Source organism: Campylobacter vulpis, from assembly GCF_014217995.1.
In the GTDB taxonomy this organism is placed as follows: Bacteria; Campylobacterota; Campylobacteria; order Campylobacterales; family Campylobacteraceae; genus Campylobacter_D; species Campylobacter_D vulpis.
This window is the reverse complement of record NZ_CP041617.1, coordinates 1,068,888-1,083,609: the sequence shown is the minus strand read 5'-3', so window position 1 is coordinate 1,083,609 and position 14,722 is coordinate 1,068,888. Positions and strand designations below refer to the sequence as shown.

Annotated in this window: 15 protein-coding genes; 13 read left to right on the top strand and 2 right to left on the bottom strand. The window is 34.5% G+C overall.

From position 1 onward, the window contains the following. Window positions 1–42: 42 nt before the first annotated feature. Window positions 43–1,314, top strand: a complete 1,272-nt coding sequence (locus CVULP_RS05600; protein ID WP_099507791.1) for a Cj0814 family flagellar-dependent secreted protein — start codon at window positions 43–45, stop codon at window positions 1,312–1,314. Window positions 1,315–1,387: 73 nt separating this feature from the next. Here the strand turns inward: CVULP_RS05600 and hemW are convergent, their stop codons facing one another. Continuing rightward, complete coding sequence (gene hemW / locus CVULP_RS05595) at window positions 1,388–2,449, bottom strand: radical SAM family heme chaperone HemW (protein ID WP_099507794.1); 1,062 nt, start codon at window positions 2,447–2,449, stop codon at window positions 1,388–1,390. A 77-nt stretch (window positions 2,450–2,526) separates the two neighbouring features. Here hemW and CVULP_RS05590 point away from each other — a divergent pair, with 77 nt between their 5' ends. From CVULP_RS05590 to cmoA, 9 genes are read left to right on the top strand one after another with little or no spacing between them, the layout of a single operon-like run. Next, window positions 2,527–2,997, top strand: a complete 471-nt coding sequence (locus tag CVULP_RS05590) for an RNA pyrophosphohydrolase (RefSeq protein ID WP_099461691.1) — start codon at window positions 2,527–2,529, stop codon at window positions 2,995–2,997. Then, window positions 2,997–4,199 carry an aspartate kinase gene (locus CVULP_RS05585; RefSeq protein ID WP_099507796.1) on the top strand — a complete coding sequence of 401 codons (1,203 nt, stop codon included), beginning with the start codon at window positions 2,997–2,999 and terminating at the stop codon, window positions 4,197–4,199. The genes CVULP_RS05590 and CVULP_RS05585 overlap by 1 nt, the downstream gene beginning before the upstream one ends. Continuing rightward, window positions 4,196–4,729, top strand: a complete 534-nt coding sequence (locus CVULP_RS05580) for a HobA family DNA replication regulator (RefSeq protein ID WP_099461693.1) — start codon at window positions 4,196–4,198, stop codon at window positions 4,727–4,729. The genes CVULP_RS05585 and CVULP_RS05580 overlap by 4 nt, the downstream gene beginning before the upstream one ends. Next, entirely contained in the window at window positions 4,729–5,340 is a 612-nt protein-coding gene (locus CVULP_RS05575; protein ID WP_099507799.1) for a DNA polymerase III subunit delta', read from the top strand. The genes CVULP_RS05580 and CVULP_RS05575 overlap by 1 nt, the downstream gene beginning before the upstream one ends. Next, window positions 5,337–6,476 (top strand): dihydropteroate synthase, encoded by a 1,140-nt coding sequence (folP, locus tag CVULP_RS05570; protein WP_099507801.1) that lies wholly within the window; start codon window positions 5,337–5,339, stop codon window positions 6,474–6,476. Before CVULP_RS05575 ends, folP begins: the two co-directional genes overlap by 4 nt. Beyond that, window positions 6,473–8,404 (top strand): NAD-dependent DNA ligase LigA, encoded by a 1,932-nt coding sequence (gene ligA, locus CVULP_RS05565; RefSeq protein ID WP_099507803.1) that lies wholly within the window; start codon window positions 6,473–6,475, stop codon window positions 8,402–8,404. Before folP ends, ligA begins: the two co-directional genes overlap by 4 nt. Beyond that, window positions 8,385–9,104 (top strand): 23S rRNA (cytidine-2'-O)-methyltransferase TlyA, encoded by a 720-nt coding sequence (gene tlyA, locus CVULP_RS05560; RefSeq protein ID WP_099461702.1) that lies wholly within the window; start codon window positions 8,385–8,387, stop codon window positions 9,102–9,104. Before ligA ends, tlyA begins: the two co-directional genes overlap by 20 nt. Further along, window positions 9,073–9,918, top strand: coding sequence for a bifunctional riboflavin kinase/FAD synthetase (locus CVULP_RS05555; RefSeq protein ID WP_372712969.1), 846 nt, complete (start codon window positions 9,073–9,075; stop codon window positions 9,916–9,918). The genes tlyA and CVULP_RS05555 overlap by 32 nt, the downstream gene beginning before the upstream one ends. Continuing rightward, window positions 9,908–10,612, top strand: a complete 705-nt coding sequence (cmoA, locus tag CVULP_RS05550; protein ID WP_099461707.1) for a carboxy-S-adenosyl-L-methionine synthase CmoA — start codon at window positions 9,908–9,910, stop codon at window positions 10,610–10,612. The genes CVULP_RS05555 and cmoA overlap by 11 nt, the downstream gene beginning before the upstream one ends. Here the strand turns inward: cmoA and CVULP_RS05545 are convergent. Next, complete coding sequence (locus CVULP_RS05545; RefSeq protein ID WP_099507807.1) at window positions 10,598–11,929, bottom strand: apolipoprotein N-acyltransferase; 1,332 nt, start codon at window positions 11,927–11,929, stop codon at window positions 10,598–10,600. The two genes, cmoA and CVULP_RS05545, sit on opposite strands and share 15 nt — an antisense overlap. Here CVULP_RS05545 and yajC point away from each other — a divergent pair. Genes yajC through secF form a run of 3 tightly spaced genes read left to right on the top strand, consistent with a single transcriptional unit; the run spans window position 11,902 to window position 14,721 of the window. Next, window positions 11,902–12,174, top strand: a complete 273-nt coding sequence (yajC, locus tag CVULP_RS05540) for a preprotein translocase subunit YajC (RefSeq protein ID WP_004274788.1) — start codon at window positions 11,902–11,904, stop codon at window positions 12,172–12,174. The genes CVULP_RS05545 and yajC overlap by 28 nt on opposite strands. Continuing rightward, on the top strand, window positions 12,167–13,750 hold the full coding sequence (gene secD, locus CVULP_RS05535) for a protein translocase subunit SecD (RefSeq protein WP_099507810.1): 1,584 nt from the start codon (window positions 12,167–12,169) through the stop codon (window positions 13,748–13,750). The genes yajC and secD overlap by 8 nt, the downstream gene beginning before the upstream one ends. Further along, window positions 13,750–14,721, top strand: coding sequence for a protein translocase subunit SecF (gene secF, locus CVULP_RS05530; protein WP_099507812.1), 972 nt, complete (start codon window positions 13,750–13,752; stop codon window positions 14,719–14,721). Before secD ends, secF begins: the two co-directional genes overlap by 1 nt. The last annotated feature ends 1 nt before the right edge of the window (window position 14,722 follow it).

Genomic DNA, 14,722 nt, shown 5'->3' with positions numbered 1-14,722 from the left:
AATTTGGATTGAAGGCAAAAGAATCTAAATCAAGGAATTAATATGAGTATTTTTAGTATCAATGATAACTCAAATTATAGTTCTATACTTTCACAAGCAAAAGCTAGTAAAGAAAGTAAAGAGAATTCTAAAATAAGTTTTGCTAATGCTTTTTTAAAACAAAATGCTAGTAAATTAAATGAAATTCAAAGTGCTAATTCACAAACTCTAATAAAAAGTGAAGTTTTAAATAGTGGCTCAAATTCCACTCTTGACACAAACTATGGCTTATTTAGCGAATTTCAAAATACCGTTCATACTCTAAAATATAAACAAGCAGATTTAAACAATGCTTCATCTTTAGCCTATGGTTACAGCGTAGATAAAAATGGCTATATGGGAAGTGATTTTAATAAGGCTGCAGGATTACCCGAAGATTTTAAAATACATAAATCTACTTTAGATGAGATAGAAAGAAAAGCTGAAAATAATTCTTATATCTCAGATAAAAAACAATATTTAGGCATAGATAAATACTACACAAATATAGATATGGCTGAAACAATTAGACAATACTACAATCAGTTTAACCAAATCATTAATCATACTTTTGGTGATGTCAATAGAACAAGCTTTAGCGAAGCTGATTTAAATAATTTGCCTAAAGGAATAAGCTTTACAACTAGTGATAAGACTATAGGCATTATGCCAAAAAGTTATGATAAGCTAACGATTTCAAATTATTATAATACCCAAGAGCAGTATAAAGAAATAGAACAATTAGGTATGTTTGCACATATTAATACGGGATTGCAACAGTTAAATTTTACTCCACAAAGTATGCAAACTCAAAATTTAGATGAAGATACTTTAAAAGATACTTTTAATCCTGATATGTCAGTTTATCCACAAAATGAAGATGGAAGTTATTCTAAGGAAGCTTTATTTATGAGTTTTTTAAAATCTACAGGTGCATTACCAAGAGAAAATAGTGCAACGCTAAATCCTACGGCTAAGTTTTACGCTGAAGCTATGCTTAAAGAAAGCTTTGAAGGCTCTTTGGCTTCCTTAGACGACATTATGACAGGAAAAGTGGATTTTGCAAGTTTGTTAAAAGGCTATGCACAAGATGGCTGGCTTGATGCGAGTATATATGCGATGGAAACAGGAGCTAAATGGCAAAATATATATGTAGGCAATGGTGGAGCTTGGTTTGATAATCAGTTTAATCAAGCAAAAGCTAACGGCTGGAAAGCAAGTAGTGAAAGTATCAATTCTTTTGTTAATTCTATAATGGATAGACTTAATAATCTTATAGGACAAACTAGGGTTTAGAGAGGTTTTAAAAATTTTTTAAATATCTTCAAAATGGCATTACAAGTTAAATTTTGATACAGACTTGTAAGCATTAAGAGCTGATAAAAAGGGCTAATTCATCACTTAAAAGAAAATTTTTATTAAAATACCTCCCCCTTTCAAATTGAAGTTTTTTTGCTTTTAAAAGTAAATTTGCTCTTACTTTTTGAGCGGAGCTTAAATCTTTTTCTTTCACACCCACAACGCTCCTAAGCCCTAAAAATAGCCGTTCTAAATTTAAATCTTCTAAATTTAATTTTTCAATATTTCTAAAACAAGGCTCTTTGATGTAAGCTTGCAGACTTTTGTGGGTGTAAAATCTTTGATTTTCATAAAATCCCACTCCGCTAAGCCCAGCAGCAAGGTAGCTTTGACCCTGCCAGTAGGCAAGATTGTGAAGACAGGGTTTGTTTTTAGAAAAATTACTAATTTCATATTGTTTAAAGCCTAAATTTTCAATGCCCTTTATGAAAAAACGCATTAAATTAGACGCATTTTTTTTATAATGAAATCGTTTAGCAAATGCTGTATTTTCCTCTATGCTAAGATGATAAGCACTTAGGTGCTTAATAAGAGGCTTAATTTTTTCCAAATGCAAAAGCTCATATTCAAGCATTTTTTTAGTGTCTAGTTTAGTATCATAAATCAAATCTAAATTTACATTATTAAACCCTGCTTTTTGTGCATTTTCAAGGCTTTTGAAAATGGCTTGTTGCGAGTGAATGCGTCCTAGAAATTTAAGTTTTGTTTCATTAAAACTTTGAACACCAAAAGAAAGGCGGTTAATGCCCAGCTCTTTCATTGCTTTAAGCCAGTTAAAATTGCTTGAATTGGGGTTGGCTTCACAGCTAATTTCGGCTTTTTCTTTTAAAAAGGGCGTTAGGACTTGAAAAAGCTTTTCGTAATATTTTGCCTCCACAACACTTGGAGTGCCTCCCCCTATAAAAAGCGTTTTGATGGAACTTTTAGCAAGTTTAAAATGAAAAATTTGAAATTCTATATCCTTTATCAAAGCGTTAAAATATGCTTCTTCATAGTCTTTCTTTTTTAAAGAAGTGAAAGAGCAATAATGACATTTACTTTCGCAAAAAGGGATATGGATATAAAAATACATCAAAACTTTCAAATTTATTTTTTTTATTTTCTAATTGTAATTTATTTTTGTTAAAATTCGATTTTTAAGGAAAGTTTGTGCAAAAATCTAAAAAATATCGTCCTAATGTCGCTGCAATTGTCCTTTCTCCTGCTTATCCTTTTGAGTGTAGGCTTTTTGTGGGAAAAAGAAGTGATATGGAGGATATTTGGCAATTTCCACAAGGTGGCATTGATGAGGGGGAGAGCGCAAAAGAAGCTTTGTTTAGGGAGCTTAAAGAAGAAATAGGCACGAAAGATATTGAGCTTATAGCAGAGTATCCTAAGTGGCTAAGTTATGACTTTCCTAGTAAGGTCGCTTCTAAGATGTATCCTTATGATGGGCAAATTCAAAAATATTTTTTGGTGCGTTTAAAGCCAAATGCTAAGATTGATTTAAATACCAAGCACCCTGAATTTGATGATTATCGTTTTGTAAGTAAAAAGGAACTTTTTGAGCTAGTAAATCATTTTAAAAAAGGGATTTATGTGAGGGTGATTAAATATTTTGAGGAGAAAGGTTATATCTAATGCTAATAGTTCAAAAATATGGCGGAACGAGCGTTGGGGATTTAGAGCGCATTAGGGCTGTGGCTGGGCGTGTGATAGAAAGCGTAAAGGCTGGAAATGAGCTTGTAGTCGTTGTTTCTGCTATGAGTGGAGTTACAAATTCTCTTATCGAACAAGCTGAGTATTTTAGTAAAAATCCTAATGGTGCGGATATGGATATGCTTTTAAGCAGTGGAGAGAGGGTTACTTCAGCACTTTTATCCATAGCCTTAAATGAGCTAGGTTACAAGGCTGTTTCTTTTTCTGGAAGGAAGGCTGGCATTATCACAAATAGCGTTTTTACTAAGGCTAGAATTAAGCACATTGATACAAGTGCGATAAAAGCAGCCCTAAAAAAAGGTAAAATCGTCATCATTGCAGGTTTTCAAGGCGTAGATGAAGAAGGCAATGTAACGACTTTGGGGCGTGGGGGAAGTGATTTAAGTGCGGTGGCTGTGGCGGGAGCTTTAAATGCTGATTTGTGCGAAATTTATACTGATGTCGATGGGGTTTATACGACTGATCCTCGCATAGAACCTAGAGCTAAAAAGCTTGATAAAATTTCGTATGAAGAGATGTTAGAGCTTGCAAGTTTGGGTGCGAAAGTGTTGCAAAATCGCTCTGTGGAGCTTGCTAAAAAATTAAATGTCAATTTAGTTACAAGAAGTAGTTTTAATAATAATGAGGGAACAATGATAACAAAAGAAGATGGAATGGAACAAGCCTTAGTCAGTGGTATAGCACTTGATAGAAATCAAGCAAGAATCACTTTAAGAAATATCGAGGATAAGCCGGGTATTGCGGCTGAGATTTTTTCAAGTCTTGCTGGGGCGAATATTAATGTTGATATGATTATCCAAAATGTTGGCACAAATGGTGCGACAAATTTGGGCTTTACTGTGCCTGAAAATGAGCTTAATCAAGCTAAAAATACGATGAAAGATATTTTAGGCGATCAAGTATTGTTAGAAAGTGATAGTGCTGTGGTAAAAGTCTCTGTTGTGGGTGTGGGTATGAAGTCGCACTCCGGCGTGGCTTCTACGGCGTTTAAGGCTTTAGCAAATGAGAGGATTAATATAGAAATGATTTCCACAAGTGAGATTAAAATTTCAATGATAGTGCATGAAAAATATGGAGAATTAGCCGTTCGTGCCTTACACGAGGTTTATGGACTTGATAAATGAGCGATTTTTTAAGCTGGAGTTTAGAAAACATAAGAAACGGCGGCACTTCTATGGCGTGGATGGAGAGTCGCCGCTTAGAGTGGTCGCCTTTGGTTGCTTCAAGGCTTAAGTATTTGCTAGAGGGCAGGGCTTTTATTTTAATTTGTGATGAGGCAAGAGCTTGGTATGAGCATTATTTTTTTCAGCACATTAATGCAAATTCCACCCGTCCTTTACTGCCCTTTTTTTCACTTAAGTCTTTATTTGAGCGTAAAATTCAAAATAATGAAGATATTATTTTGCTCAATGATATGCTAGAAATCGCCTTTCCAAATGGTTTTGTTTATTTTTATATCGGCACAGCAAGAGACAAAAAGTCTTTGATTGCAAGGTCTAAAAATGATAGCCTTTTGTGGCTTTTTGATGAGCAATTGCAAAATAGTTTTTATTTAGATTCTAACGATAAGGATTTAGACTTTAAGCTTATCAGTCTTTATAAACTTTTTGATAAGAGTTTAGATGCTATTTTGTTTTCTAAAGTTAGTCTTTGATGTTTATAAGCAGAATTTTAATTAGTGATGATTTTGAGGGTATTAGAGAAGAATTGCTAATGCAATTTGGAGCAAACGCTTTAAGGTTTATCCCAAAAAGTGTGCCAAACGAATTTTTACTAGAAGATGCAAGAGCTGTGGAAAAGGAAAGTTATATTGCAGAAAGTAGTGAAAAAATCATCGTTTTAATGGCACATTCTTTTCGCCACGAAGCACAAAATTTTTTACTCAAACTTCTTGAAGAGCCTCCTAAAAACATCAAATTTCTCATAGTCGTCCCATCTAAAAATTTGCTTTTGCCTACGATAAAATCACGCCTAATTTGTGAAAAAAGAAAGAAAAAAAAAGAAGAGGTGCAATTAAATTTAGAGCTTGAAAAACTCGATTTAAAAGCCCTTTATGAATTTTTAAAAGAAAATGAAAATTTAGATAAAAACGCCTTAAGTGAGCTTATTATCAAGCTTGGCAAAGAAAGCCTTAAGATAAGGGATTTTGACGCAAAGGAGCTGGAGTTTTTTTATGAGGCTTATGAGCTTTCAAAACTCAATTCTAAGGCACAAATTTTACTTGCGACACTTTTGCTTAATTTATACGAAAAGAAGGCAAAATGAATTACATAAAACTTAATGTAAATAATGACTTTAACTTACTTTGCGACTTGATTAAACCGCATAAAATGGGGCGTAAGATTATGAAAGAAAAAGCAAATTTACACTTTATTTTTATAGAAAATATCTCCTCTCCTGCGGCAAATATTTTAAAACAAGACGCTCTAAGTATAGGAGCTGAATTAATAACAAATGAAGAAGTTATCTTTAAACAAAAAAGCTCAAATGCCCTTTTAATCGCTAATAAAAAGCAAATTTTAAGTTTAATTGCAAAAGAAAAGAAGCAAGATTTTAAGCTTAAAAGCTTGGCAGATTTTTTGCAAAAAGAATTCATCAAGCCTAAAAGCGTGAATTTGATGGCAATTTTAAATATTAATGAAGATAGTTTTAATCCAAGTAGTCGTGTGAGTGAAAAGGACTTTGAGACAAGGCTTAACGCACTTTTAAAGCTAAAGCCAGAATTTATCGATATAGGAGCGGTGAGTTCGAGACCGGGGAGTTTTTATTGTGGGAGGGAAGAGGAATTTTCTCGCCTTAAAAATTGCCTTGATTTAATTTATGCGAAAAATTATCACACAAAAACGATTTTTAGCCTTGATAGTTTTGATGAATACTGCCTTGAATATGCCTTAAATAAGGGTTTTAAACTGATTAATGACATTACAGGGCTTAGAAATGAAAATTTAGCTAAGTTGGCAAAAAATTATGATGCTTTTTATTGTCTTATGCATATGCAAAACGAGCCGCATAATATGCAAGAAAACCCAAATTATGATAATGTTATTTTAGAAATTGAGCGTTTTTTTAGTGCTAAACTTGAGGTTTTAGAGCGTTATGGGGTAAAAAAAAGTATTTTGGATATAGGCTTTGGTTTTGGTAAAAGTGCGAAGCATAATATGATTTTGCTAAAAAATTTGGAACATTTTTTGCAGTTTAACAAGCCCTTGCTTGTAGGAGCAAGTCGTAAAAGCACGATTAATTTTTATTTTGAAAGTGCAGTTGAGAAGCGTTTGGCAGGGAGTTTGTATTTGCATTTAAAAGCTTATGAAAATGGTGCAAGTATCATAAGAACGCACGATTTATACGAGCATAAACAGCTTTTTGCACTACATAGGGCTTATGAGGAAGTGGCGTTATGAATGAATATTTAGAAAAAGTTGCGTTGGCAAATTTATGGATGAGAGCCTATTATGAAAAAGATGAGCCTTTAGCAAGTGATGAAGAATATGATCTTTTAATAAGGGAAATAAGGGCATTTGAGGAGAAAAATCCAAGTCTAATTTCAAAAGACTCTCCCACGCAAAAAATCGCCCCCACCATACAAAGTCAATTTAAAAAAAACAAGCATTTAAGCAAAATGTGGTCAATGGAAGATGTATTTGATGAAGAGGAGCTTAGAGCGTGGGCGAAAAGGGCTAAGTGTGAGGAGGGCTTTTTTATCGAGCCTAAGTTTGATGGGGCAAGTTTGAATTTGCTTTATGAAAAGGGGAGTTTGGTGCGTGCGGCGACAAGGGGCGATGGCGAGATAGGCGAAGATGTGAGCCTTAATGTCAAGGAGATAGCAAATATCCCTCAAAAAATCGCTTATGAGGGTAGGATAGAAATTCGCGGTGAGGTCGTGATTTTAAAGCAGGATTTTGAAAAGCTTAATGAAAAAAGAGCAAAAGAGGGGCTTAATCTTTTTGCAAATCCTAGAAATGCGGCAAGTGGGAGTTTAAGACAGCTTGATACAAGTATTACTAAAGAAAGAAATTTGAAATTTTATCCTTGGGGCGTGGGAGAGCATACTCTAGCTTTTACAAAACATAGTGAGCTTATGCACTTTATAAGAGAGCTTGGCTTTTTAAAAGATGAATTTGTAAGGCTTTGTAAGGATTTAAATGAAGTTTTACTTTGTTATAAAGAACTTTTAGCCTTAAGAGAAAATAAGCCTATGATGATGGACGGTATGGTCGTAAGAATCGATGATATAGCACTTTGTAAGGAGCTTGGCTACACGGTGAAATATCCCAAATTTATGGCAGCTTTTAAATTCCCTGCTCTTGAAAAAAGCACAAAATTGCTAGGCGTGAGCTTACAAGTAGGGCGTAGCGGGGTGGTAACTCCTGTGGCGATTTTAGAGCCTGTGAATTTAGACGGGGTCGTGGTGAAATCAGCCTCCTTGCATAATTTTGACGAGATAGAAAGGCTTGATATACGCATTAATGATAGTGTAAGCGTGATACGAAGTGGCGATGTAATCCCTAAAATCACTAAGGTTTTTAAGGATAGAAGAGGTGAAAATGCCCTTAAAATAGAACGCCCTAAACTTTGTCCAGTGTGTGAAAGTGAGCTTTTAGATGAGGGTGCTTTGATTAAGTGTCAAAATTTAGATTGTAAAGCGAGGCTTGTGAATTCCATTATTTATTTTGTTTCTAAAAAATGTCTTAATATAGACGGACTTGGAGAAAGCATAGTTGAGCTTTTGTATGAAAAGCAAAAAATCACTTCCATTGAAAGTATCTTTCATCTTAAATTTCAAGACTTTGAAGGGCTTGAGGGTTTTAAAGAAAAGAAAATTTCCAAGCTTTTAAATGCCATTGAGGAGGCGAAAAGCTGTCCGCTTTATCGTTTTATTACCGCACTTGGCATTGAACACATAGGCGAAGTGGCGGCGAAAAAATTGGCTTTAAGTTTTGATAAGCAGTGGTATAAAAAAAGTTTTGAAGAGTATAAAAATTTAGAGGGTTTTGGCGAACAAATGGCTTTAAGTTTAGTGGAATTTACAAAGGTTAATGCAGAAAGAATAGAGGCTTTTTATCAGCTTTTAACTTTGCAAAAGCAAGAGTTTGACACGCAAGGCATATTTTATGAAAAAACCTTTGTCATCACAGGCACGCTTTCACGCCCTAGAGAGGAGTTTAAAGCACTTATAGAAAGGCTTGGAGGCAAGGTAAGCTCTTCTGTGTCAAAAAAAACGCATTTTGTGCTTTTTGGCGAGGAGGCAGGTTCTAAGTTGGAGAAGGCAAAAAAGCTTGGTGTAAGATGCATTGATGAGGCTGAATTTAATGCTTTGGCTAAGATATGATCTTTTTGTCGCAAAACGCCTTAAAATCAGTAGAAACAAGGCGCTTGAATTAATACAAAATCAAAAAGTAGCATTAAATGGTAATTTTTTAAAGCCCTCTTTTGTGCTTGATGAGACAGATGAGGAGCTAAATTTAGAGCTTTTGAGTGAAATTTATGTCAGTAGAGCGGCGATTAAGCTAAGGGATTTTTTAGAAAAACTTCCTTTGCAACTTGAAGGCTTAGAGTGCCTTGATATAGGCTCTAGCACAGGTGGCTTTGTGCAAATTTTATTAGAAAATGGTGTTAAAAGCGTTGTAGCACTTGATGTAGGCAAAAATCAGCTTCATCAAAATCTAAGACAAGATATAAGAGTTAAAAGCCTTGAAAATATGGATTTAAGGGAGTTTAAGAGTGATGTGAAATTTGATTTAATCACTTGTGATGTGAGTTTTATCTCGCTTTTAAATTTACTTTCTTATATCGATAATTTGGCTAAAAGGGATATTGTTTTGCTTTTTAAACCGCAATTTGAAGTAGGAAAGGAAGCAAAACGCGATAAAAAAGGCGTTTTAAAAGATGAAAAAAGTCTTAAAAAAGCAAGAATTAATTTTGAAAAAGCCTGTTTTTCTTATGCTTGGATTTTGGAAAAATGCGAACTTTCAAGCCTTAAGGGAAAGGAGGGCAATGATGAATTTTTCTACCATTTTAGAAAAAAATGAGGTCAAAACCCTTGCCATAGGTTGTTTTGATGGTTTGCATTTGGGACATTTAGAACTTGTTAAAAAGTTGGATAAAAACGGAGCTTTACTTGTTATCAATAAATTTAAGGGAGAAATTTTAAGCGATGATAAGCAAAGGCAAGAATTAAGTCAAAAAGCTATTTTTACGCTTGAATTTGAGGAAATACGCCATTTAAGAGCGGGGGAATTTTTGAACTTTTTAAAGCAAGAATTTGTCAATTTAAAACATATTGTTGTGGGTTATGATTTTGTTTTTGGGCACAATAAGGAGGCTTTAGCTTTTGATATTGAAAGATTAAGTGGCATTAAAACAAGCATTGTGCCTGAATTTAAGCTTGATGGGCTTTCTGTGCATACGAGTTTAATTAAAAATTTTTTAGCAAGAGGTGAGGTAAGAAAGGCGGAGCGTTTTTTGGGACGCAAATATAGCATTAAGGCTAAGCTTGTTAAGGGGCAAGGACTTGGCAAAAAGGAGCTTTTTGCGACTTTAAATTTGCGAAATATTAATTATTTTTTACCTAAAAATGGCGTTTATGCAAGTAGGATAAAGGTAAGGCAAAAGTGCTTTAAAAGTGTGAGTTTTTTGGGTGTTAGAAGCACAGATTTAGCCTTTAGCATAGAAACGCATATTGTAGAGGAATTTCAAAAAGAAGTGCGAGTGGGCGAGGAAGTGGAGCTTTTTTTCGTAGAATTTTTAAGAGAAAATGAGAAATTTAGCGATTTAAAAGCTTTAAAAGAAAAAATTAAGCAAGATATAGAGCAAGCGAAGGAAATATTGAGCGATGAAAGATGAACTTTTTAAGCAAAATCCCAAAAAGCAATTTGAATTTGATGAGAGTGTGGCAAGCGTTTTTGACGATATGATAGAGCGTTCTGTGCCTTTTTATAAGGAAAATTTAGAGCTTGGTGCGAAAATTTTAAGCAAATTTTTGAAAAAAGATACAAAACTTTGCGACTTGGGCTGTTCAAGTGCGAATTTTTTGCTGAAATTTTTTGAATTAAGAAAAGATGTGAAATTAAGCGGCGTGGATAATTCTAAGGCGATGATAGAGCTTGCAAAACATAAATCTAAGGCATTTGGTGCGGAGATTGAGTTTTATGAGCAAAGTTTGGATTTGTGGGAGTTTGAGAAAAATGATGCTTTCGTTGCAAATTACACTTTGCAATTTATTAGACCGCCTAAAAGGGAGGATTTGTTGCGTAAAATTTATGCAAATTTAAAGAAAAATGGTGTGTTTTTAATGAGTGAAAAAATCCTTTATGAAGAGCCATTTTTGGCTAAAAATATGATAGAAATTTATGCAGAATATAAGCAAACGCAGGGCTATTCTCTCTTTGAAATTGCGGCAAAAAGAGAGGCTTTAGAAAATGTGCTTGTGCCCTATACAGAAAAAGAAAATGTTGCCTTACTTGAAAAAGTGGGCTTTAAAGGCGTGCAAAGTATCTTTAAATGGGCAAATTTTGAGACTTTCTTAGCTTTCAAATAAGCTTTTCTTCCAGCCTTTAACCTCTTCAAGCCATCTTAAATCAAGCCGTTTTTTGGGTAAAATCACCGCATTTTCCTTACCATTTGTCGCGTGATAAACGCTAACTCCGTATTTGTTGGCGTAAAATTGCATTAAAAGTTTTTGAAGCTTATATTCGCTTGAGTGTTTAAACCACGCATTATTTGAAAGGGCGATGATGATTTTTGAGTTTTTGTAATTTTGCTCCTTAGTCGCTTCGTAGCAAATGGCATTTGTGATTAAGACACCATTAAGTTTATATTGACTTTGCACGGGACCCCTTGCAAATTCTTCTATATTTGGTAAGAAATATTTTTTAACAAACTCTTTGAAAAATGGTATCTCTTCTCCAAAAGGCACAAGAAAATGCTTGTTGAAAATATAGCTTTTGCCTTGTCTAAAGATATAAGTGCTATTGTAAGCTTCTTCATCTTTAGTGTAAAATGCTCCTGTGATGATAATGATTTTATGGGATAATTCTTTTAAAAACTCTTCGTATTTTGTGCCGTGAAGATTAAAAGCAAAGGCTGTTTCTGGTAGGACGATGAGCTCTTTTTTTTCTAAAATAGCACGAGAAATTTCACTTAAAAGAGCGTTGGAATTTAGAAGAAGTTTTTCTTGGAGGAATTTTTGTTCTTGAGAAATGTTGGTGTTGATGAGTTTGTAAGAAAAAGGCAGGGTAGTGGCTGCTTTTTCCTCATAGTGAAAGCCTGTGAAAAATAAAATCAGCACAATAGCCATTTTATAATACCTTGAAATATAACCTTCATAAATAAAATAAGCGATTAAAAATAAACAGATAATCCCCCGAAAAGAGCTATCAAAAAAGCCATAAGAGGTATAAATTCCCCACTCAAACCAATCAAAACCAAGCGGATGGATAAAACTAAGAGCAAAAATCGCACAAAGTCTTAAAAAATCAAATTTAAAAAGAAAACAAATTCTAAAAAGCACCCCATAAACAAGTCCCATTATAAGAGCAATTACGGGCACTAAATAACTTAAATCAAAATAAATCGCCGAAAGTCCTACCCACCAAAACCAAAAAAGCCCCGTTAAGAAACCTGTCCAAAAATAGCCTTTTGCATTTTTTGTTTGCAAAAGTAAAATAAGTCCCCAGATGGCTAAAAATGGACTTAAAGTTTCTAAAAAAATATTTTCAAAAAAGGAAAAATAGATAGGATTTGAGAGTAAAAAAGCGCAAAAAAAAGTTTTTATTATTTTAAAAATGGTAGAATTAGGGTCAAATTTTTTAGAAAAAGGAAAAAAATATGGCAGAAAATTCAATTTTAACTTCATTGTTACCTCTAATCGTTCTTTTTGCGATTTTTTATTTTTTAGTCATAAGACCTCAACAAAAACAGGCAAAAGCACATAAGCAAATGCTTGAATCCCTACAAAAAGGTGATAAAATCATCACTAATGGAGGACTGATTTGCGAGGTGATAAAACCTGAGGAGGATTTTATCAAAGTTAAGCTTAATGAAGAAAACATTACAGCAAGAATTTCGCGAGAATTTGTAGCAAAGAAAATTAATGAGTAATGTGAAAATCACTTATCGTTTGCTTGTTTTCATTGCAGTTTTTATTTTCGGTGTGGCGTTTTCTTTACCATCTTTTTTACAATCTGAGCGTGGTGCGAAGATCAATTTAGGGCTTGATTTACAAGGCGGACTTTATATGCTTTTGGGTGTCGATAATAAAGAGGCAATAAAGTCTAAAATCAAATCAGTCGCCTCTTCGCTCAATTATTCTATTAATAAAGAAAATATACTCATCGATCAGCTCATTGTCAAAGATGAAAGTTTGGAATTTAGCCTCTTAGACGAGGGCGATATGGTAAAAATGCAAGCCTTACTTGATGAAATCAAGGGCTTAAATGTCCAAAAAGAGCATTTGCATTTTGCTGTGTCTTTTACACAAGAAGAGCTTAAAAATATCGAGAATTTCGCTCTTTTACAAGCGGTTGAGACCATTAGAAACCGCCTTGATGAATTTGGTTTAGCCGAACCAACCGTAGCAAAGCAAGGGGAGGATAAAATCCTCGTTGAATTAGCAGGAATTAAGACAAAAGAAGATGAGCTTAGAGCTAAGGAGAGAATTACAAAAGCGGCACATTTACAATTAATGGAAGTTGATGAGTCTAAAATGTCTAAAGCACATACAATGAGTGAGGCAGAAGCCGCTAGTTATGGGCTTGTTTTGATGAGTGATTCTCGTAATGAAAATCTTAAATACACCCTCAAAAGTATCCCCATTTTAGATGGTTCTATGCTTACAGACGCTAGGGTTGGTTTTAGCGATACTAGCACTTATCCTGTGATTAATTTTACCTTAAATAGCGAGGGTGCTAAAAAATTTGCAGATTATACGGGAGCAAATGTAGGCAAACGCCTTGCAATCGTGCTTGATAATAAGGTCTATTCTGCTCCGTCTATCAATGAACGCATAGGCGGAGGTAGTGGACAAATAAGCGGAGCTTTTACACAAGAAGAGGCGCGCGATGTGGCTGTGGCTTTAAGAAGTGGAGCACTTTTAGCTCCTGTGAAGCTTTTGGAGCAAAGAAGTATAGGTCCGTCTTTAGGTGCGGATAGTATTAAAATGAGTATGATAGCTCTTATTGGTGCTTCTGTGTTTATCGTCGTTTTTATGATGCTTTATTATGGTGTGGCTGGGGTATTTGCAAACATTGCTATGCTTGTAAATGTCCTTGTTGTCGTGGCTGTAATGGCGATGTTTGGAGCGACTTTAACTCTGCCCGGTATGGCTGGACTTGTTTTAACTGTGGGTATGGCTGTGGATGCTAATGTAATTATTAATGAACGCATTAGAGAGCTTTTACGCGATGGAGTAAAAATTCGAACAAGCGTAGAGCAAGGCTATAAAAATGCTATGAGTGCGATTATTGATGCTAATATCACTTCTTTAGTAACTTCTATTGCACTTTATGCTTATGGCACAGGTGCGGTAAAGGGCTTTGCTGTAACGCTTGGTATAGGTATTGTTGTAAGTATGATAACGGCGATTTGGGGGACACACGGAATGTTTGATTATTTTATGAATAAAATGGAAAAAAGCAATAGTACAAAATTTTGGTTTGGTTACAAAAGGAAAAGTTAATGCAATTTTTTAGTGAAAAAAAGATTTATGATTTTATGAAAATGCGTTTTGCGGCAATTTCTCTTTCTTTTATCTTATTTTTTGGCTCGATTTTTTTACTTTTTGAAAGGGGTTTGCAATTTGGCATTGATTTTAGTGGAGGGACCTTAGTGCAGCTTCGTTATGAAAATGCCGCTCCTATCCCACAAATTAGAGAAATTTTAAGTCAAAGTGGGCAGTTTCAAAATTTAAGCGTTACGGAATTTGGAAGTGCAGAGGAAATCACTATAAGATTTTTAGGAAGTAATGAAAACTTAGGCGATGACTCGGGAGCTTATATTTCTTCTTTACTAAAAGATACGGGACAATTTGAATTAAGACGCGTTGATGTGGTAGGTCCTAAAGTGGGCGATGAGCTTAGAAATAAGGGCTTAATGGCACTTGCTGTATCTTTAGTAGCTATACTCATTTACATTGCGTTTCGTTTTGAGTGGCGTTTTGCTATTGCGGCGATTATTAGTGAAATACACGATGTGGTGATTACGCTTGGGGCAATTTGTTTGTTTAAAATTGATGTGAATTTAGACACGCTCGCAGCAATTTTAACCGTGCTTGGTTACTCACTCAATGATACGATTATCATTTTTGATAGGATTAGAGATGGTATTAAGACGAGTAAGAAAAATGAACTTGCCCCTATTATTAATGAAAGCGTTTCAGCTACTCTTTCTCGCACTATTTTAACTTCTGGACTTACCATTGCGACTGTTGTGATTTTATATTTCTTTGGCGGAGCTATGATAGAGGGCTTTTCTTTGGCACTACTTGTAGGCTTAGTGGCTGGAACTTTTAGCTCCGTTTTTGTGGCGAGTCCTACTTTGATGTGGTTTAAATTTAGCGTGGAGCATTTTAGGGCAAAAGAATTAGAAAAATTAAAAAGAAAACAAGAAAAAGAAAAGCACCGTGCTATGTATGAAAAAGGGACAATTTAAG